The organism is Variovorax paradoxus, assembly GCF_902712855.1.
In the GTDB taxonomy this organism is placed as follows: domain Bacteria; phylum Pseudomonadota; class Gammaproteobacteria; order Burkholderiales; family Burkholderiaceae_C; genus Variovorax; species Variovorax paradoxus_Q.
The window spans coordinates 3,171,793-3,190,507 of the sequence record NZ_LR743507.1; the positions used below are offsets into that span (position 1 = coordinate 3,171,793).

Consider the following 18,715-nt stretch of genomic DNA (forward strand, 5'->3'; position numbering starts at 1 on the left):
AAGAAATCTGCGTGGCCTCAGCCGCCCAGGTAGGCGCGGCGGATGTCCTCGTTGCCGGCCAGCTCGGCGGCCGGCCCGTGCATGACGACGCGGCCGGTCTCGATGACGTAGCCCTCGTCGGAAATGTCGAGCGCGATGTCGGCGTCCTGCTCCACGATCAGCAGCGTGAGCCGCTCTCGGTCGCGGATGTCGCGCAGCGTCGAGAAGATGGCGTCCTTCATGATGGGCGCCACGCCCATCGAGGGCTCGTCGAGCATCAGCAGCCGGGGCTTGGCGAGCAGGCCGCGCGCAATGGCCAGCATCTGCTGCTCGCCGCCCGACAGCGTGCCGGCGCGCGAAGTGATGCGCTCCTTCAGACGCGGGAAGTAGCCCAGCACGCGGTCGATGTCCTCGCGCACCTCGCCGGCCGGGCGGGTGTAGCCGCCGAGCACCAGGTTCTCCTTCACCGACAGCTGCGCGAACACCATGCGGCCCTGCGGCACGTGCACCACGCCGCGGCGAACCAGCTGCTCGGCCGGCACGTTGGCGATGCTGCGGCCGTCGAACACGGCCGTGCCGCCTGCCACCGGCAGCAGCCCCGAGAGCGCGCGCATCAGCGTGGTCTTGCCCGCGCCGTTGGCGCCCAGCACGCACACGATGCCGGCGGCCGGCACCTCGATCGACACCCCGTGCAGCGCGCGGATCTTGCCGTAGGCGGCGCTCAGGTTGTCCACGCGCAGCAGCGGTTCGCCGCGCTTGATGTCCTCAACGGCGTTTGCCACTCTTGCCTCCTCCGAGATAGGCCTCGACCACGGCCGGGTTCTGTTCGATCTCGCGCGGCGAGCCCTGCGCCAGGAAGGCGCCGTTGTGCATCACGGTGATGGTGTCGGAGATCGACATCACCAGCGGCATGCTGTGCTCGATGAGCAGCAGCGTCGCGCCCGTGGCCTGCTGCAGCCTGCGCAGCGTGTCGCCGAGCGCGTCGATCTCGCGGTTGTTCATGCCGGCGGCCGGCTCGTCCAGCAGCATCAGCACCGGCTCCAGCGCCATGGCGCGGGCCAGTTCGACGAGCTTCTGCGTGCCGTAGGGCAGGTCGCGCACCAGCGTGTGGGCGTGCGCGCCCAGCTTGAGGCTGTCGATGATCTGCTGCGTGCGTTCGCGCTGTTCGCGTTCCTCGCGGCGCTGGCGCGGCAGCCGCAGCAGGGCTTCGGCCAGCGTGCAGCGCATGGCGCCCGAACGCGCGATGAGCACGTTGTCGAACACCGTGAGCTCGGAGAACAGCTCCAGGTTCTGGAAGGTGCGCGCGATGCCCAGGCGCGAGATCTGGTGCGCCTTGCACTTGAGCAGGTCGTGCTCGCCGCTGGCCGTGCGCAGGCGCATGCTGCCTTGCTGCGGCGTGTAGAAGCGGCTGATGCAGTTGAGCATCGTGGTCTTGCCTGCGCCGTTCGGGCCGATCAGCGCATGCACCGTGCCGGGCATCACGTCGAAGCCGACGTCCTGCACCGCGACGATGCCGCCGAAGCTCATGCGCACCGCCGACAGCGACAGCAGCGGCTGGGCGCCGGCGGGTGCCCGGGTGGCGACGGGCGCGCCGTCGATCAGGGCCCTCATCGCGGCACCTCCGTACCGGTGGCGTCATCGGCGCCCGGCAGCTTGCGGCGCTTGAGCAGGCTGGCCAGCCCGTCGGGCAGGAACATCAGCGCCAGGATCATCGCCACGCCGTAGAGCGCGCGCTGGAACTGGTCGAAGCCGAAGTAGGTGAGCAGCTGCGGCGCGCCGATGACGAACACCGCTCCCAGCACAGAGCCCATGATCGAGCCCAGCCCGCCCACGATCACCATCGACACGAAGCTGATCGACACCATGATGTTGAACAGCGACGGATCGATGAAGCGCACCACCGGCGCATAGAGCGCCCCTGACAGGCCCGTGTAGAACGCGCACACGCCGAAGGCGACGAGCTTGAGCTTCGTGGCGTTCAGGCCGAGCGCGCGCGAGGCCGTCTCGCTGCCCTTGAGCGCCAGGAAGCCGCGGCCGAAGTGGCTCTGCGAGAGGTTGCGAGCGATCCACAGCGCCGCGCCCAGCACCACCGCCACGAACAGGTGGTAGGCCCGTTCGTCCAGCGGCCAGCCGAACAGCGTCGGGCCGGGCGCGCCCATGCCGTTCTCGCCGCCCGTGAGCTCGCCGCCGGACTTGGCGATTTCCACCGAGATCATCACGAAGCCCAGCGTGGCGATGGCCAGGAAGACTTCTTCCAGCCGCAGCACCGGCAGCGCCAGCAGCACGCCCACCACCGTGGCCACGGCCGCGGCGATGAGCATCGACAGCACCAGCGGCACGCCGAAGTGCGTCGTGAGGATGGCGCTGCCATAGGCGCCGATGCCGAAGAACACCGCGCCGGCCATCGAGATCAGGTTGGTGTAGCCCGTCAGGATGTTGGTGCCGAAGGACGCGAGCGTGTAGATCAGCACCAGCGTGAAGATGTAGAGCACGTAGCCGCCCGGGATGAGCGGTGCGAGCACGAACAGCAGGATGAAGACGAGCGGCGCGAGCCAGGGCCGTGAGTCGAAGAGGCGTGTCATGGGATGGTGCTCCTCAGACTTTTTTGACCTGGCGCCGTGCCAGCAGCCCGTGCGGGCGCAGGATCAGGATGGCCAGCATCACGATGAAGGGCACCGCGTCCTTCCATTCGGAGGACAGGTAGGCGCCGGTGAGGTTGGAGGTCACGCCGATGATCACGCCGCCCAGCAGCGCGCCCGGCATGCTGCCGATGCCGCCGAGCACCGCCGCCGCGAAGGCGAAGTGCAGGGCGCTCTGCATCATCGAGAAGTGCACGAAGGTCAGCGGCGCGATCAGCAGGCCCGCGGCCGCCGCGATGACGTGCGACAGCGCCCAGGCCAGCGCGTAGATGCGCTTGATCGGAATCCCCATCAGCCGCGCGGCCGTGGGGTTCTCCATGGTGGCCTGCATCGCGATGCCCAGCCGCGTGAAGCGGAAGAACGCGAACAGCGCGGCGGCCAGCGCCGCGCACACGCCCACGATGCCCAGGTCGATGCCCGAGACGATCACGCCGCCCACGTCGATGGGCGCGGCGGGGAACACGCTGGGCAGCTCCTGCGTGTCCTTGCCCCAGATCCAGATGGCGAGGTCGCCGAAGATCAGGAACAGGCCGAGCGTGCAGATGGCCGACGACAGCAGCGCCTTGCCGATGAAGCGGCGGATGATGAAGCGCTCGATCAGCATGCCGAGCGCCGCGCCGAACAGCAGCACGATGGGCACCACGGCCCACATCGGCAGGCCCAGGCGCACCAGCGTGTAGGCGATGAAGGCCGAGAGCATGGCCGCCTCGCCGTGCGCGAAGTTGAGAATGCCGGTCGCCTTGAACACCATCACGATGCCCAGGGCGATCAGCCCGTAGATGGCGCCGAGGGCGACGCCGCTCACGATCATCTGGAGCATTCGGTGCGCTCCGGGCTCAGGCGGCCAGCGGCGGTGTTTCGCCTTGCTTCGCCAGCCGTGCCTTGAGGTACGGAATGAAGCCGCCGGCCTCCAGCGTGCCGCGTTCCACCGACGACAGCCGCTCGAACGGCAGCTGCCTGCCGCTGGCCACGTGGGTCACGGTGCTGGCTTCCCAGTCGACCTTCAGCTCGTCCCAGCGCGCGGTGAGTTCGCGGATGCCCGGGCAGGTGATGAGCGGAAAACCCATGCTGATCTCGCCGCGGAAAAAGCCCGGCGAGAACGACTCCGCAATCACGCCCGCCACGCCCAGGTGGCGCATGGCGCGCATCGCGGGGTAGTGCGGATGGCCGTAGCCGAAGTTGTGGCCGCCCACCAGCAGGTCGCCCTTCTTCACGGACTTGGCGAAGTCGGGGTCGTAGCCCGTCATGGTGACGGCGGCGAGCTCGTGGATGTCGGTGATCTTGATGTTCTTGATGCCGACGATCAGGTCGATGTCGAAGTCGTCTTCCTTGAAGATCCAGGCCGCGCGGCCTTGCAGGTTGGGCATGCTCATGCGGCGCTCCCTTCGAGGGCGCGGGCCTCTGCGGCCTGCGCCAGGTAGGGGCGGGGGTCGGCAATGCAGCCTTCCAGCGCCGAAGCCGCCACCACCGCCGCGTTGCAGATGAAGATTTCCGAATCGGCACTGCCCATGCGCCCGGGCGTGTTCAGCGTGCCGGTCGACACGGCGCGCTGGCCGTCGGTCATGGTCGCGATGCGGCCGTAGCAGTAGTCGCAGCTCGACGAGCTGATGAACGCGCCGGCATCCACCAGCGTGGAAATCAGGCCCTCCCTGGCGGCCTGCGACATGATGGCCTGCGAGGTCGGCACCACGTGCAGCTGGAAGCCCGGCTTGATCCTGCGTCCGCGCAGCACGTCGGCCGCGGCGCGAAGGTCTTCGAGCCGGCCGCTGGCGCAGGAGCCGAGGTAGCCGGTGTGCACCTCCAGTCCCGCGTACTCGGACAGGTCGCGCGTGTTGGCGGGGCTCGGCGGTGCCACCACGATGGGCGCGAGCGCGCTCACGTCGATGGTCACCTCGCGGTCGTACACGGCATCGGCGTCGGGGTAGACCGGGTCCAGCGCGATCTTCGAGCGGCCTTCGGCATAGGCCAGCGTCTTCGCGTCCGGTGCGATCAGCATCGTGGTCGCACCCAGGAACATCGCCTGGCCGCAGATGGTCTGGCGGCCTTCGATGCTCATGGCGTCGATCACCGGGCCGCACAGCTCGACCACCTTGAAGCGGCACGACGACGGGCCGAGCACGCGCACCATGTGGTGGAACACGTCGCGCGCCATCACGCCGGGCTGCAGCGTGCCGGTGATCTCGATCTTCACCGTGCCGGGCACGGTGAGCGCCATGTTCTCGCTCACGAAGGTCTCGAGCACGCTCTTGCGCGCGCCCATGGCCAGCGTGCCGAAGGCGCCGAGCTGGCTCACGTGGCCGTCGAAGTGCACGGCGAACGCGCCCGGCGTGGCGTAGCCCAGCTCGGCCGACACCTGGTGGCCGATGCCTTCGCGCTCGTGCACCGGCACGCCCTGTTCCTTGCCCCACTGGCGCGTGACCTTGTGCAGCTCTTCTTCCTTTGGCGCGGTGGCCGGGACCATGTGGTCGATGAAGAGCACGAAGCGCTCGGGGCTGGGCACCTTGTCCACGCCGAACTCTTCCTTGGCTTCCTTGAAGAACACGTCCGTGTAGCCGGGGAAGTCGTAGGCGATCACGAAGTCGGGGCGGGCCAGCACTTCCTCGCCGGCGCGAACGCTCGGCCGTCCAGCCACGCGGGCCAGGATTTTCTCGGTCATCGTTTGGGGCATCTGCATTCCTTGGATATCCACAATGTGGCGACATGTGTTGTCGCCTCCAATGAATTACAGATGAGCCAGCCTTTTGCGCCGGATGAGGATAACCCTTAAATATCCACAATGTGGATGCAATATAAAGCGACACCTAGGAGACAAAAGCAGAAGGGCAAACATGGCAGGCAAAGAATCGCCACAAGGTGAGAACTCGCGCACCGGAACGCAGAGCATCGAGCGGGTGGTCGGCATGCTCCGCGTTGTGGCGTCCCGCGGGCGGCGGGGCATGCGCATCGGCGAGATCGCGGCCACCAGCGGGCTGCCGCAGTCGACCTGCGCGCGCATGCTCACGCGGCTGGAAATCGAGGGGCTGGTGGACCGCGACGTGGCCACGCGCAAGTACTTCCTCGGGCCGCTGCTGCACGAGCTGGGGCTGCTCGCGCGGCCGCGCTACCGGCTCAGCGAGCTGTGCGACGGTGCACTGCACCGGTTGGCCGACCTCACGCAGGACACGCTCTACCTCAGCGAGCGCAGCGGCATGGAGGCGGTGTGCACCAACCGCGCGCTGGGCGATTTCCCGATCAAGGCGATGCCGCTGGACATCGGCATCCGGCGTCCGCTGGGTGTGGGCGCGGGCGGCCTGGCGATGCTGTGCGCCATGCCCGAGTCGGAAGCCGAGGCCATCATCCAGGCCAACGGCCACCGCTACGAGAAGTTCGCCTCGTTCACGGCCGACTTCCTGCGCGAGGCCGTGGCACAGGGCAGGGCGCGGGGCTACGCCTTCATCGACAGCGTGGTGACGCCGGGCACCGGCGCGATCGGCATCGCGTTTCCCAGGAACAACCCGGTGGGCGCGATCAGCATCGCGGCCATCTCGGGGCGGCTCGGCGCGGAGCGCTGCGACGACATGGCGCGCGAGCTGCGCCGCGAGGTGCGCAAGATCGAGGCCGCGATGCTCGGCAACGCCGCGCCCGCCGCCACCGAGGACGAGTGAATCAGCCCTGGCGCTGCGGCGTCATCCAGCTCGTCGCGGCGCTGCGTCCCGCCATGTGCAGGCTGGCGGTGGCCGCAGGCGTTTCCGCCAGCAACTGCCCCTTGCGGAACACCTTGAGCCGCGTGGCGCGCAGGCGGATCGCCTCGACCGGGTCGCGCGCCTGCAGCAGCACGAAGCTCGCCTCGCAGCCGGCCGCGAGGCCGTAGCCCTCCAGGTGCATCACGCGCGCGGCGTTGGTGGTCACGGCCTCGAAGCACTGGCGGATGCCGGCCTGGCTCGTCATCTGCGCCACGTGCAGGCCCATGTGCGCCACTTCGAGCATGTCTCCCGAGCCCATGCCATACCACGGGTCCATCACGCAGTCGTGGCCGAACGCCACGTTCACGCCCGCGGCCATCAGCTCGGGCACGCGCGTCATGCCGCGGCGCTTGGGGTAGGTGTCGTGGCGGCCCTGCAGCGTGATGTTGATGAGCGGGTTCGCGATGACGGCCACGCCGCTCTGCGCGATCAGCGGCAGCAGCTTGCTCACGTAGTAGTTGTCCATCGAGTGCATCGACGTGCAGTGCGAGCCGGTCACGCGGCCCTGCAGGCCGAGGCGCTGCGCCTCGAAGGCGAGGGTCTCGATGTGGCGCGACAGCGGGTCGTCCGACTCGTCGCAGTGCATGTCGACCAGCTTGCCGCGCTCGGCCGCCATCTCGCACAGCAGCTTCACGCTGGCGGCGCCGTCGGCCATGGTGCGCTCGAAATGCGGAATGCCGCCGACCACGTCCACGCCCTTGTCGAGCGCGCGCTCGATGTTGGCCACGCCGCCCGGCGAGCGCAGCACGCCGTCCTGCGGGAAAGCGACCAGCTGCAGGTCGAGGTAGGGCGCCACGCGGCGCTTGACCTCGAGCAGCGCATCGACCGCGAGCAGGCTCGGGTCGCTGGTGTCGACGTGCGTGCGCACCGCCAGCAGGCCCTTGGCCACGGCCCAGTCGCAGTAGGCCAGCGCGCGCTCGATGAGCGCCTCGGCCGTGAGCAATGGCTTCAGCTCGCCCCACAGCGCGATGCCTTCGAGCAGCGTGCCGCTCTGGTTCACGCGCGGCAGGCCATAGCTGAGCGTGGCGTCCATGTGGAAGTGCGGATCGACGAAATGCGGCGAAAGCAGCAGGCCCTGCGCGTCGAGGTTCTCGTGCGCGGGCGCGGCCAGGCCTTCGGTGACTTCGGCGATGCAACCGTCCTGCACGGCGATCGACATGCCGGTGCGGCCGTCGGGGAGGGTGGCGTTGGTGATGAGGAGGTCGAGCATCGTGGTGGCTTCCGGGATCGTGAGGTCGGTATGGTTTCTTGCCTTGGCGCGGCAGGCGTTCTAGCCGTGCGCCCAGCGGTTGTTGCTGTTGTGCACGTAGATGCAGACGTTGTCGCTGCGGTCGCGCATCACGCCGGCGCTGCCCCAGGAGAAAGCGGCCGGGGCATTGTCGATGCCCATCGACGACAGCCATCGCAGGTGAAGTCGCTCGCGCTGACCGGTGCTGCCGTGGAAGTCGTGGTCGGCCAGCTTGCGCAGTGCGGGTGTCCAGAAGGTCAGGAAGCTGCTGACCAGCAGGCCTTCCTCGAAGCGCAGCTCGAGCTGCACCGACATGTCGCCCGAGCTCGCGGTCGTGCGGGCAAACACGCAATCGACGCGCCGGCCCTCGACCTGCACGGCCTGCGCGGTTTTCGCGAAGGCGGGTGGCAGCGCATCGGCCCGGGTGCCGGCATCGGCCACGATTCCGGCCGCGGAAAGCCGGCCGTTCGTCGTGTCGAGATGGAGCGAGTCGTTCATGCTTGTGCGGGCAGACGCAGGCATCGCGGCTTCTGCATCGACCGGGCCTATCGCGTGCGCTGCGGCCGGAAGCGGTACTGGCCCGGCGCCGGACCGACTTCGATCGTGACGCGGCGCAACTTGTCGTCATGGCCCGAATCGGCCTTGGCGGTCACGACGATGCCGCGCGGGGTCGAGCGGCAGGTGATGTCGGACAGCGCGATCTCGGCGTGATCGTTGTCGAGCTCCGCGATGGCGACCGTGTGCTCGGCGTGCAGGCTGCCGTTCGCGTCGCGGGTCATCCACTGCACGTAAAGGAACGACTGTGCGTACTGGTCGGCATGCACCACGCGGTAGGTGCCCTGGTGGTCCTTGCCCCAGGTGCCGCACAGCTGCACCCAGCTGACCGCGTCGGGGGTCTTGAAGGTCTCGTAGCTGTAGTCGGCGCCCAGCGCCTGCGCCCCGTTGCTTCCGAATGCGAGCAGCGCGGCGAGCAGGGTTGCAGCGGTCGTTTTCGTCATCTCAACGTTCCCCTTTGCGGTACGGCTTCATCAGTGCCTGCGGATAGCTGGCCTTGCGCGCCACCAGCACCAGCGCCAGGATCGACAGCAGGTAGGGCAGCATCAGGTACAGCTGGTAGGGCAGCACGGCGTCGCCCGATTGTTGCAGCCGCAGTTGCAGCGCGTCGAAGAAGGCGAACAACAGCGCGCCCAGCAAGGCCTTGCCCGGCCGCCACGAGGCGAACACCACCAGCGCCACACAGATCCAGCCACGGCCGTTCACCATGTTGAAGAAGAAGGCGTTGAAGGCCGACAGCGTGAGGAACGAGCCCGCCATGCCCATCAGCGCCGAGCCCGCGACGATGGCACCGGTGCGCGTGGCCGCGACGGACACGCCCTGGCTTTCGGCGGCCTGCGGGTTCTCGCCGGCCATGCGCAGCGCCAGTCCGAGCGGCGTGCGGTACAGCACCCAGCCGACCGCCGGCACCAGCAGCAGCGCGAACAGCGTGAGCGCGGTCTGGGCGTTGAGGATGGGAATGGGCAGCCAGTCCATCGGCGCGAAGGGCGTGATGGTGGGCGGGGTGTTGACCTTCGGAAAGCTCACGCGGTAGCCGAAGTAGCTGAGCGCCGTCGCAAGCAGCGTGATGCCGAGGCCCGAGACGTGCTGCGAGAGCGCGAGCCCGACGGTAAGAAAGGCATGCAACAGGCCGAACACCATGCCCGTGAGCGCGGCCACGCCCACGCCCGCCCACAGCGGCGCGCCGGCGTACACCGCGAGCCAGCCGGTGAAGGCGCCCGCGACCATGATCCCCTCGATGCCGAGGTTGAGCACGCCCGCGCGCTCGCACAGCAGCACGCCGAGCGTGCCGAGGATCAGCGGCGTGGCGATGCGCAGCACCGCGACCCAGAAGGCGGGGTTGGCGAGGATGTCGAGGAAGTCGGTCATCTGGAGTTTCTCCCTCCGCTTCCGGGGGAGGGTCGAAGTGGGGGCACGCGGCGCTCAGGGTGGAAGCCGTGGCTCCCATCCCGGCCTTCCCCCGGAAGGGAAAGGAGCAAGACACACGAAACAAGGATCGGGGTCATTTCTTCATCCTCACTCGGTACTGCGTCAGCAGCGTCGCCACCAGCACCGCGATCAGCGAGGCCGCGACGATGACGTCCGCGATGTACGTCGGCACACCGACCGCGCGGCTCATGGTGTCCGCACCGACCAGCACGCCTGCGACGAACACGCCGGCCGCGATCACGCCCAGCGGATGCAGCCCGGCCAGCATCGCGATGACGATGCCGGTGTAGCCGTAGCCCGGCGAGATGTCGAGCGTGACATAGCTGGTGCGGCCCGCCACCTCGATGGCGCCCGCCAGTCCGGCGAGCGCGCCCGACAGCAGCGCCACCATCAGGACGGTGCGCGTCACCGGCACGCCCGAGAAGGCCGCGGCGCGCGCGTTGGCACCGACCGCGCGGATGTCGAAACCCAGCACCGTGTACTTGAAGATCGCCCACACCATCACCGCAAGCGATACGGCCCAGAGCAGTCCGGTATGCACGCGCGTCTGCGCAACGAGCTTGCCCAGTTCGAGGTCGGATTGCAGCGACACGCTCTGCGGCCAGCCCATGGCGGTCGGGTCCTTCATCGGTCCGTCGAGCAGGGCCGACACGCCGAGCAGCACGATGAAGTTGATCAGCAGCGTGGTCACGACCTCGTCCACGCCCAGCTTGTTCTTCATGAGCGCCGGGCCGAGCAACATCAGTGCACCCGCCACCGCCGCCGCCAGCATCATCAGCGGAAACAGCAGCCAGGGCGACAGCTCGAAGCCCGTGCCGCCATGCATGCCGCCCACCGCGACCGCGGCCAGGGCGCCCGCGTAGAGCTGACCCTCGGCCCCGATGTTGAACAACCGCGCCTTGAAGGCGACCGTGGCCGCCAGCCCGGTGAGGATCAGAGGAATGGCGCGCGTCAGCGTCTCGCTCCATGCGAACACCGAGCCGAAGCCGCCCTGCAGCAGCAGCGCATAGGTGCGGCCGACCGGTGCGCCGGCCCACAGCACCAGCAGCGCGCTGATCAGCATCGTGAAGAGCACCGCGCCGATGGGCGCCAGCACCAGCGCGGCGCGCGAGGTTTCGTGGCGTCGTTCGAGCCGCATCATGCTGCGCCTCCCTTGGTGTGCGGTGCGGTTGCACCAGCCATGGCGAGGCCGATGGCCTCGCGCGTCCATGCGGCTGCGGGGCGCGCTTCGCCCAGGTGGCCGCCGTGCATCACCGCCACGCGATCGCCGAGCGTGAGCACCTCGTCGAGGTCGTCCGAAATCACCAGCACCGCGGCGCCGGCGTCGCGCGCGGCAATGAGCTGCTGCTGCACGTAGGCGACCGCGCCGATGTCGAGGCCCCAGGTCGGCTGGTGCGCGACGATGAGGCGCGGCGCGCGGTTCGGGTACTTTTTGTTGTCGTCGCCCCTGGCGTGTTCGGGCTGCTCGGGCGACAGCAGGGCGCGTCCCAGGATCAGCTTCTGCATGTTGCCGCCGGAGAGCGAGCGGGCCGGCGCCATCAGGCCCGCGCCGCGCACGTCGAAGGCCTTCTCGATGCGCCGTGCGTGCAGGCGGGCGGCGGCGCGCTTCACGACGAAGGACCAGCGCGAGAACACCGGGCTGCGTAGCCGCTCCGACACCGCGTTCTCCCACACCGGCAGGTCGCCGACCACGCCGACCGCATGGCGGTCTTCCGGAATGCGCGCCACGCCGCGCTGCACCAGCCGGGCGGGCGAGGGCGGCAGCGGCCGGCCCATGAGCTGCGCCGAGCCGGCGCTGGCGCGGCGCGTGCCGCAGAGCAGCTCGGCCAGCGCCACCTGCCCGTTGCCGGACACGCCGGCAATGGCCGTGATCTCGCCGGCGCGCAAGGTCAGCGACACCTCGCGCAGCCGGTCCTGCCCGCCGTCCTTGCCTGGCGCGGTGCTCACGTGGTCGAGCACGCAGACCGCGTCGCCCACCGATCCGGCCGGCCGCCGCTGCGGCGCCTCGACCGCATGACCGACCATCCACAGCGCCAGCTGGGCCTGCGTGGTGTCGGCGGTGCGCGCTTCGGCCACCAGCTTGCCGCCGCGCAGCACGGCCACGCGGTGCGATACGCGCAACACCTCGCCGAGCTTGTGGCTGATGAAGATCACCGACAGGCCCTGCGCCACCATCTGCGCGAGCGTGGCGAACAGGGCCTCGCTCTCCTGCGGGGTGAGCACGGCCGTGGGCTCGTCGAGGATCAGGATGCGTGCGCCGCGGTACAGCGCCTTTAGGATTTCCACGCGCTGGCGTTCGCCGACAGACAAGCTGCCGATCTTCGCGTCGGGCTGCACCGGCAGGCCGAAGCGCTGCGCGACCTCGAGCAGCCGCTCGCGCGCGGCGGCCCGGCGCGACACCGGGCGCCACAGCGGCTCGGTGCCCATCATCACGTTGTCGAGCACGCTGAGGTTGTCGGCGAGCGTGAAGTGCTGGTGCACCATGCCCACGCCGGCGGCCAGCGCGGCCTTGGGATTGCCCGCGGGCAGCGGAGCGCCGAACACCTCGATGCGGCCTTCGTCGGCGACGTAGTGGCCGAACAGGATCGACATCAGCGTCGACTTGCCGGCGCCGTTCTCGCCGAGCAGCGCGAGCACCTCGCCGGACTGCAGGTCGAGGGAAATGGCGTCGTTGGCCACCAGGCTGCCGAAGCGCTTGGTGATGCCCTCGAGCCGGAGCACGGTGGAATTCATGGCAGGGCGGGCCCGGGTTCTCCGAGCTCGCGGCAAAAGGTTTCGATGGCCCGCGCGGTGGCGTCGGGCGCGGCCTGCAGCAGGCCATGCGGGCCTTCCAGGCGCACGATGCGAAGGCCCGCCAGCGCGCCCTGGATGGTACGGGCTGCCTGCGCGGGCACCACGCGATCCTGCAGGGCCTGCAGGTACATCGAGGGTACGCGCACCCGGGCGAGCTTGTCGATCACGTTCACGCGTTGCACTTCCTTCATGCGGTGGGTCATGACGGCGCCGGAGACCTTGCGCATCGCGTCCCGCAGCATCGCCGCCAGCCGCGGCGTGGCGAAGCGGCCCAGCAGCATGCGGCGCACCGGGCCGGCCATCTGCGGCACGAGGAGCAGCTTCATGGTCAGCTCGATCACCCCGCCGCGCATCAACGCCAGGCCGGGGCTGGGGCGCCGGGCGAAGCTGCAGCACAGCACCAGGCCGCGCAGGCCCGCTGGCGGCGAAGCCGCGATGGAGATGGCCAGCGGGCCCGAGAAGGATTCGCCCAGCAGCACGAACGGCTCGCCCTGCGGCAGCCGCGCCAGTTGCGCGCGCACCTGCCGCTCGAGTTCGCCGTAGCCCAGCAGCTCGGTGCCGGAATAGCGCACCACGTCGATCGGCACGTGCGGCATGCGCGCGCCCATGGCTTCGCGAAAAGGATCGAAGAGGTCGCCCGTGCCGTCCATGCCCGGCAGCAGCACGAGACGAACGGCCGGCCTCACTTCCAGGCGGCGAGGAAAGCCAGCATGACCTTGGCGGAATTGTCCGCAGCGATGCTCATGAAGGTGCCCATTTCGTTGGCGCCGTCGCCGCCGCCCGCGAGGTCGCTGAGCGAGCGGAAGGCGAGGTAGGGCACGCCGTTGCTGTAGGCGACCATGCCCACGGCGGCGGTTTCCATGTCGAGCACGTTGGCCTGGAAGGTCTTGTACGTGTACTCGCGGTAGGCCTTGTTGTCCATGAAGGCCTGGCCCGAGACGCCGTTGCCGCCCACCACCAGTTGCGGCTTGCGCGGCAGGCACTTGCCGGCGCCGCAGCTGGCGAGATCGACGTTGCGGATGCCGCGCGCCACCTCGAGCATCTTCGGGTCGGCCTCGAACCAGAACTTGCGCTCGATCTGCGGCTTCGCAGCCGAACGCACTTCGACCGGCCGCGGGAACATCATCCCGAAGTTGGGCAGCGTGGCATCGGTGATGAAGGGCGGGGCGCTGAACCTGCCGGGCGCGGTCTCGCGCGCCATCAGCACTTCGAGGTACTGGCCCCATTGCGCCGGCACCGTGACGTCGCCCACGTGCAGCTGCGGATTCACGCCGCCCGCGATGCCGCTGAACACGATGTTCGTGACGCGGAAGCGGTCGAGCACGAGCTGCGTGTTCATCGTCGCGTTCGTCATGCTGATGCCCGACAGGAACAGCACCACGGGCTTGCCTTCGAGCGTGCCGGTGGTGAACTCCACGCCGTTCACGCTGTGCTTCACCGGGCCCTGGACGCGGGTGAGCAGCAGCTTGAGTTCGGGCTCGAAGGCCGACATCACCGCGATGCGCGGCGTGCCGTCCAGGCGCGCGCCGTTGCCTGCGCTGCCCGCCGTGTGCATGCCGGCGCAGCCGGAGAGCAGGAGCGCGGCGCCGAGCACGGCGGCCAGGAGCGGGCGGCGAAGGCGCGGCAGCGCGGGCGGGGTCGTCATCGTCATGAGTTGGTGGGCGGAAGTTGAGGGCGGTGCGCGGCGTCGGGGGTGGCGATCCAGGCCTGCAGCGCCGCGGTGCGCGAGTGCTTCGGTGCGAGGCCGACGAAGGTCGTGTACGCGGCGAGCGCCTTGGCGTCGTTGCCGGCCTGCAGGTGCGCGTCGCCGAGGTTGAGGTACGCCAGCGCGCGGCTGCCGTCCATTTCGATCGCCTGCTCGAACCAGCGCGCGGCCTCTGTCGGCTTGCCGCGCTTGAAGTAGACGAATCCTAGGTTGTTGGCGGCCAGCGCGAACCGGGGCTGCAGCTTCAGCGCTTCGGTGAAAGCGGCTTCCGCCTCGTCGTAGCGGCGCTCGCGGTACAGCTGCAGGCCGCGGTCGTTGGCGCGCTGGGCGGCCACGCGCGGCGACACCGGCGCCGCGGCCGGCATGGTGAGCCTGGCGTCGGCACCGTCGAGATTCTTCACGACCACCTCGATGGCGGGCGCTGCCGCGCCGGCGGCGCCCGCGGCCCCGGCCTTGGGTGCGGCAGCGGCGTGCACCGCCTGCTCGTTCGCCTCGTCGATGCGCTTGTTCACCTGGCTGGCGGCGGCGTCGAGCTGCAGGCTGTCGCCGCTGAGGCCTTCGCGCTCGGCGGGCAGCTCGAACACGAATTCGCCGCCTTCGGAGCCCGGCAGGCTGCCGAAGGCCGGCGTCTGCCGCGCGATGGCCGAGACCGCCGGCGACACGTACGCCGCCAGTTCGGTGCCGGTGATGACGCCGTCGCCGTTCAGGTCGGCCTTGCCCGACAGTGCCTGCAGCATCGTCCAGGTGAAGACCGAGTGGCCGCCGGGGCCGTCGTCGGCCACCTGCTGGTCGGCACCGCCGGCGGTGATCATCTGGCGGCCGATGCGCCGCGCGTTGTCGCTCAGGAAGTTCTTGCTGCTGCGCGGCCCGCCGCCGCGCGTGAGGCCCAGGCCCGAATAGCAGGCGTCGACCATGAAGAGCACATGCTTGGCCGAAAGCGCCTCGGCCACTTCCTGCAGTTGCGGCATCGAGATGGCGTCGGCCGGCAGGTCGTCGAGCGCGGCGTCGACTGGCACGATGTAGCCGACGTCGCGTCCGCTGGCGAGCTTGCGGGTGCTGCCGTGGCCGGCGAAGAACACCAGCACGCGGTCGTCGCGCTTCACGCGCTGCTTGTCGGTGAGCTTGTCGTTGAGGGCGCGCAGGATGTTGGCGCGCGTGGCCTGGCCGTCGTACAGCGCGGTGACGTTCTCGGGCGTGAAGCCCAGGCGCGTGACGAGCTGCTGCTCCATCGCCTTGGCATCGGTCACCGCATGGTGCAGGCCGGGCCACTGGGCGTACCTGTCGATGCCGATCACGAGCGCATGGCTCTCGCGGTAGAGCGTGTCGCCGGCGGCGGCCGCTGCTGCCACGCCGTCGTCGGGCGCCGGGCGCCTGGCGGCGTTGACGACGAACTTGCCGTCGCGCCAGGTGGCGAAGCGGTAGCCGTCGGCCACCAGCTGGTCGAGCACAGTAGGCAGGGCCTGCACGGTGCGGCCCTGGATGTCGTGGAACAGGATCACGCCGCGCTTGGCCTTGTCGACCTCGGCCAGCACGCGGTCGGCGATCGACTTGGGCACCGGGTCGGCCCAGTCCATGGAGTCGACCGTCCAGAGCATGGAGCGCAGCTTGAGCGCCTCGACCGTGGTCAGTTTGGCTTCGTTGCGCGCGCCGTACGGAAAGCGGAACAGCGTGGACTGCGGCCGGCCGGTGGCATCGAGCAGCGTTTCGGTCTCGGTCGCCTCGTTGCGCACCGCGTCGTCGCTCATCTTGGCCATCATGCCGTGGCTGAAACTGTGGTTCGCCAGCGTGTGGCCCGCGGCCAGCACGCGCTTGGCGACCGCGCCGTTGGTACCGAGCTGGGCCTTGCCCTGCGCGTCGAGCTTGCCGAGGTTCTGGCCGAGCTGGAAGAAGATGGCCGGCGCGTCGTAGCGCTTCAGGATCTCGAGGATCTCGTCGGTGTGCTTGGCGTGCGGGCCATCGTCGAAGGTCAGTACCACGGTCTTGGGCGGCAGCGAATTGCCGAAGATCTCGCGGGCGTCGGCGCCTTCCTTCTCCTTGGTGCCGCTCGTCGGCTGCGTGTAGGGAACGATGGTCCCGAAGTCCTTCAGGATCTGCTCGCGCGAGTAGATGCCCTGGAGCTTGGCCACGTAGTCGGCCCATTTCTCGCGCTTCGGCTCGATGCCGCGCTGCGCGAAGCGGCCGAACACGTCCTTCAGTTCGCGGTCGTAGGCCTGCTCGATCTCGGCGAGCACCGCCAGGTCTTCGCTCGCACGCCGGCCGAGCTTGAGGCCAGGCAGCGACTGCGCCTGGCTGTAGCGCGTGCTCAGCTCGGACAGGAATTCCTTGAACGCCAGCCGGTCGGCATCGAACCAGCTCGGCTCGCTCTCGATGCGGTCGAGCAGCGCGTTCAGCGCCGGCACGGTGGCCGGGTCGGTCATCTCGCCGGCCTGGGCGATCAACGCGCGCTGGCGTTCTTGCATGTCGTGGAAGAGCATCTGCCCGACCGCGCCGACGGCGCGCTTGTCGGCCGCATCGAGCGTGCGTTCGCCGGTCATGAGCACGATCATCTGCCGATGCGCGGCGAGCAGGGCGTCCGCGCGTTCCTGCAGCGCGGCGGGAATGCCGGCCGGGGCGGCGGCCGCGGCAGGCGCAGCCGCCGAAGCCGCGGCCACCGGCGGGTCGCCGCAGCCGCGGCCGGGGCCGGTGGTGCCGCGCCCTCAGGCTCGCGCTGGCATGCGGCCAGCCCCATCGTCAACGCCGCAACGGCCACGGCATGGCCCGCGATCTGCCATCGCGCACGTTTCATCGACATCGGGGTTTGTTTCTTACTTGGCTGTGGACTTGGGCTGGCCGTCGTCCACCTTCACGGTGAACTTGCCGGCGAGGATGTCGGCCTGCTTGGCCTTCACCTTGGCGATGATGTCCGCCGGCACCTTCTTCTCGAAGGTGCCCAGCGGCGCCAGCTCGGAGCCCTTGTGCTTCATCTGCGCGTACACGCCGTAGTCCTCGGCCGCGAACTTGCCTTCCTTCACCAGCTTGATCGCATGGTCGGCCGCGGGTTCGAAGTTCCACAGCGCTGAGGCGACCACCGTGTCGGGGTACTGGCTCTGGGTATCGATCACGTTGCCGATGGCGAGCTTGCCCTTTTCCTTGGCCGCGTCGGACACACCGAAGCGCTCGGCATACATCACGTCCGCACCCTTGTCGATCATCGCGAAGGCCGCTTCCTTGGCCTTCGGCGGGTCGAACCAGCTGTTGATGAAGCTCACACTGAACTCTACCTTCGGATTGGTTTCCTTCGCGCCCGCCATGAACGCGTTCATCAGCCGGTTGACCTCCGGAATCGGGAAGCCGCCGACCATGCCGATGCGGTTGCTCTTCGTCATGCCGCCGGCCACCATCCCGCTCAGGTACGCCGGTTCCTGGATGTAGTTGTCGAACACGCTGAAGTTGGGCGCCTGCGGCTTCAGCGACGAGCCCATCAGGAACGCGACTTTCGGAAAGTCCTTGGCCACCTTGCGCGCCGCCGCCTCCACACCGAACACCTCGCCCAGGATCAGTTGGTTGCCGGCGGTCGCGTACTCGCGCATCACGCGTTCGTAGTCCGCGTTGCTCACGTTCTCCGTGGCCTTGTATTCGATCTCGCCGCGCGCCTCGGCCGCCTTCAGCGCCTTGTGGATGCGCCCCACCCATTGCTGCTCGAAGGGCACGGTGTAAACCGCCGCCACCTTCAGCTTGGCCTGCGCCAGCGCGACGCCCGGCGCGCCGGCCGCAAATGCCGCCGCGATCGCGGCGGAACGAATGATCAATTGACGACGTGCGTTCACTGTCTTCTCCTCGATTTAAAAACATCAGCGCAGCAATCCCCATGCCCGCCCAAAATCCCCGGGGCTCGAACACCCCGGGGCTCGCGCGCTTCGCGCGCGGCCCTTCCAGAGACACCGAGGAACCGGCTTCGCCGGGCCTCAGGTGTCGCCCCCGGTAGGGGGTTGGCGAAGCGGACACGAAGTGCCGCGCAGCCTGGGGGCGAGCCTTATTTCGTCCCGAAAATGCGGTCGCCCGCGTCGCCCAGGCCCGGCAGGATGTAGCCGTGGCTGTCCAGCTCGCGGTCGATGGCGGCGGTGTAGATCGGCACGTCGGGGTGCGCGGTCTGCATGGTCTTCACGCCTTCGGGGCAGGTCAGCAGGCAGACGAACTTGATCGACTTGGGGTTGAGTTCCTTCAGGCGCTCGACCGCCGCCACGGCCGAGTTGCCGGTGGCCAGCATCGGGTCGACCACGATCACGTCGCGGCTGTCCATCTCGCCGGGCATCTTGAAGTAGTACTCGACCGCGGTCAGCGTCTTCGGGTCGCGGTACAGGCCGATGTGGCCGACGCGCGCACCGGGCACCACGGTGAGCATGCCGTCCAGGATGCCCGTGCCCGCGCGAAGAATCGACACCAGCACCAGCTTCTTGCCGTCGATGACCTTGGCCTGCATGGTTTCGAGGGGTGTCTCGACCTCGATGTCCTGCATCGGCATGTCGCGCGTGACCTCGTAGGCCATCAGCATGCTGATTTCGTTGAGGAGCCGGCGGAAGCTGTTGGTCGACGCGTCCTTGCGGCGCATCAGCGTGAGCTTGTGCTGGACGAGGGGGTGATTGACGAGGTGGACGTTGCTCATTGGAATTGTGTGTGGCGTTGCGAA

Annotated in this window: 18 protein-coding genes; 1 reads left to right on the plus strand and 17 read right to left on the minus strand. The window is 69.0% G+C overall.

Features of this window, described 5'->3' with window-relative positions; genetic code table 11:
* Nucleotides 1-17 precede the first annotated feature (17 nt).
* From AACL56_RS14550 to AACL56_RS14575, 6 genes are read right to left on the minus strand one after another with little or no spacing between them, the layout of a single operon-like run.
* The gene (locus AACL56_RS14550; protein WP_339090514.1) at nt 18-761 is read right to left on the minus strand and encodes an ABC transporter ATP-binding protein; all 744 of its coding nucleotides are present in this window, start codon (nt 759-761) and stop codon (nt 18-20) included.
* Nucleotides 745-1,590, minus strand: a complete 846-nt coding sequence (locus AACL56_RS14555) for an ABC transporter ATP-binding protein (protein WP_339090515.1) — start codon at nt 1,588-1,590, stop codon at nt 745-747. Before AACL56_RS14555 ends, AACL56_RS14550 begins: the two co-directional genes overlap by 17 nt.
* A complete protein-coding gene (locus AACL56_RS14560) occupies nt 1,587-2,561 on the minus strand; it encodes a branched-chain amino acid ABC transporter permease (protein ID WP_339090516.1) in 975 nt (324 codons plus the stop codon). Before AACL56_RS14560 ends, AACL56_RS14555 begins: the two co-directional genes overlap by 4 nt.
* Before the next feature lie 13 nt (nt 2,562-2,574).
* Complete coding sequence (locus AACL56_RS14565) at nt 2,575-3,438, minus strand: branched-chain amino acid ABC transporter permease (protein WP_339090517.1); 864 nt, start codon at nt 3,436-3,438, stop codon at nt 2,575-2,577.
* A gap of 16 nt (nt 3,439-3,454) precedes the next feature.
* Entirely contained in the window at nt 3,455-3,991 is a 537-nt protein-coding gene (locus AACL56_RS14570; RefSeq protein WP_339090518.1) for a 3-isopropylmalate dehydratase, read from the minus strand.
* On the minus strand, nt 3,988-5,274 hold the full coding sequence (locus AACL56_RS14575; protein WP_339090519.1) for a 3-isopropylmalate dehydratase large subunit: 1,287 nt from the start codon (nt 5,272-5,274) through the stop codon (nt 3,988-3,990). Before AACL56_RS14575 ends, AACL56_RS14570 begins: the two co-directional genes overlap by 4 nt.
* Before the next feature lie 172 nt (nt 5,275-5,446).
* On the opposite strand from AACL56_RS14575, the gene AACL56_RS14580 reads away from it, so the two are divergent.
* Nucleotides 5,447-6,262: an IclR family transcriptional regulator gene (locus AACL56_RS14580; RefSeq protein ID WP_339090520.1), complete on the plus strand. Its 816-nt coding sequence runs from the start codon at nt 5,447-5,449 to the stop codon at nt 6,260-6,262.
* 1 nt (nt 6,263) lies between these two features.
* On the opposite strand, the gene AACL56_RS14585 is transcribed toward AACL56_RS14580, so the two are convergent.
* From AACL56_RS14585 to upp, 11 genes are all read right to left on the minus strand, one after another.
* The gene (locus AACL56_RS14585; RefSeq protein WP_339090521.1) at nt 6,264-7,550 is read right to left on the minus strand and encodes an amidohydrolase family protein; all 1,287 of its coding nucleotides are present in this window, start codon (nt 7,548-7,550) and stop codon (nt 6,264-6,266) included.
* Between the two features lie 60 nt (nt 7,551-7,610).
* Entirely contained in the window at nt 7,611-8,066 is a 456-nt protein-coding gene (locus AACL56_RS14590; RefSeq protein WP_339090522.1) for a hypothetical protein, read from the minus strand.
* A 47-nt stretch (nt 8,067-8,113) separates the two neighbouring features.
* Nucleotides 8,114-8,566 carry a hypothetical protein gene (locus AACL56_RS14595; protein ID WP_339090523.1) on the minus strand — a complete coding sequence of 151 codons (453 nt, stop codon included), beginning with the start codon at nt 8,564-8,566 and terminating at the stop codon, nt 8,114-8,116.
* A 1-nt stretch (nt 8,567) separates the two neighbouring features.
* A complete protein-coding gene (locus AACL56_RS14600; RefSeq protein ID WP_339090524.1) occupies nt 8,568-9,491 on the minus strand; it encodes an ABC transporter permease in 924 nt (307 codons plus the stop codon).
* Between the two features lie 133 nt (nt 9,492-9,624).
* A complete protein-coding gene (locus tag AACL56_RS14605; RefSeq protein ID WP_339092876.1) occupies nt 9,625-10,689 on the minus strand; it encodes an ABC transporter permease in 1,065 nt (354 codons plus the stop codon).
* Nucleotides 10,689-12,284: an ABC transporter ATP-binding protein gene (locus AACL56_RS14610; protein WP_339090525.1), complete on the minus strand. Its 1,596-nt coding sequence runs from the start codon at nt 12,282-12,284 to the stop codon at nt 10,689-10,691. Before AACL56_RS14610 ends, AACL56_RS14605 begins: the two co-directional genes overlap by 1 nt.
* On the minus strand, nt 12,281-13,030 hold the full coding sequence (locus AACL56_RS14615; protein WP_339090526.1) for an alpha/beta hydrolase: 750 nt from the start codon (nt 13,028-13,030) through the stop codon (nt 12,281-12,283). Before AACL56_RS14615 ends, AACL56_RS14610 begins: the two co-directional genes overlap by 4 nt.
* The gene (locus AACL56_RS14620) at nt 13,027-13,989 is read right to left on the minus strand and encodes a 5'-methylthioadenosine/S-adenosylhomocysteine nucleosidase (protein ID WP_425337016.1); all 963 of its coding nucleotides are present in this window, start codon (nt 13,987-13,989) and stop codon (nt 13,027-13,029) included. The genes AACL56_RS14615 and AACL56_RS14620 overlap by 4 nt, the downstream gene beginning before the upstream one ends.
* Nucleotides 13,990-13,991: 2 nt before the next feature.
* On the minus strand, nt 13,992-16,700 hold the full coding sequence (locus AACL56_RS14625) for a polysaccharide deacetylase family protein (RefSeq protein WP_339090527.1): 2,709 nt from the start codon (nt 16,698-16,700) through the stop codon (nt 13,992-13,994).
* A gap of 153 nt (nt 16,701-16,853) precedes the next feature.
* Complete coding sequence (locus AACL56_RS14630) at nt 16,854-17,855, minus strand: BMP family protein (RefSeq protein WP_339090528.1); 1,002 nt, start codon at nt 17,853-17,855, stop codon at nt 16,854-16,856.
* 206 nt (nt 17,856-18,061) lie between these two features.
* On the minus strand, nt 18,062-18,691 hold the full coding sequence (gene upp / locus AACL56_RS14635) for a uracil phosphoribosyltransferase (protein ID WP_093240978.1): 630 nt from the start codon (nt 18,689-18,691) through the stop codon (nt 18,062-18,064).
* Between the last annotated feature and the right edge of the window lie 24 nt (nt 18,692-18,715).

Bases quoted from the DNA above. Each gene is read 5' to 3' on its own strand.
- AACL56_RS14610 (WP_339090525.1), bottom strand. From the start codon at position 12,284: ATGAATTCCACCGTGCTCCGGCTCGAGGGCATCACCAAGCGCTTCGGC.
- AACL56_RS14560 (WP_339090516.1), bottom strand. From the start codon at position 2,561: ATGACACGCCTCTTCGACTCACGGCCCTGGCTCGCGCCGCTCGTCTTC.
- AACL56_RS14595 (WP_339090523.1), bottom strand. From the start codon at position 8,566: ATGACGAAAACGACCGCTGCAACCCTGCTCGCCGCGCTGCTCGCATTC.
- AACL56_RS14605 (WP_339092876.1), bottom strand. From the start codon at position 10,689: ATGCGGCTCGAACGACGCCACGAAACCTCGCGCGCCGCGCTGGTGCTG.
- AACL56_RS14555 (WP_339090515.1), bottom strand. From the start codon at position 1,590: ATGAGGGCCCTGATCGACGGCGCGCCCGTCGCCACCCGGGCACCCGCC.
- AACL56_RS14590 (WP_339090522.1), bottom strand. From the start codon at position 8,066: ATGAACGACTCGCTCCATCTCGACACGACGAACGGCCGGCTTTCCGCG.
- AACL56_RS14600 (WP_339090524.1), bottom strand. From the start codon at position 9,491: ATGACCGACTTCCTCGACATCCTCGCCAACCCCGCCTTCTGGGTCGCG.
- AACL56_RS14585 (WP_339090521.1), bottom strand. From the start codon at position 7,550: ATGCTCGACCTCCTCATCACCAACGCCACCCTCCCCGACGGCCGCACC.
- AACL56_RS14570 (WP_339090518.1), bottom strand. From the start codon at position 3,991: ATGAGCATGCCCAACCTGCAAGGCCGCGCGGCCTGGATCTTCAAGGAA.
- upp (WP_093240978.1), bottom strand. From the start codon at position 18,691: ATGAGCAACGTCCACCTCGTCAATCACCCCCTCGTCCAGCACAAGCTC.
- AACL56_RS14620 (WP_425337016.1), bottom strand. From the start codon at position 13,989: ATGACGACCCCGCCCGCGCTGCCGCGCCTTCGCCGCCCGCTCCTGGCC.
- AACL56_RS14580 (WP_339090520.1), top strand. From the start codon at position 5,447: ATGGCAGGCAAAGAATCGCCACAAGGTGAGAACTCGCGCACCGGAACG.
- AACL56_RS14575 (WP_339090519.1), bottom strand. From the start codon at position 5,274: ATGACCGAGAAAATCCTGGCCCGCGTGGCTGGACGGCCGAGCGTTCGC.
- AACL56_RS14565 (WP_339090517.1), bottom strand. From the start codon at position 3,438: ATGCTCCAGATGATCGTGAGCGGCGTCGCCCTCGGCGCCATCTACGGG.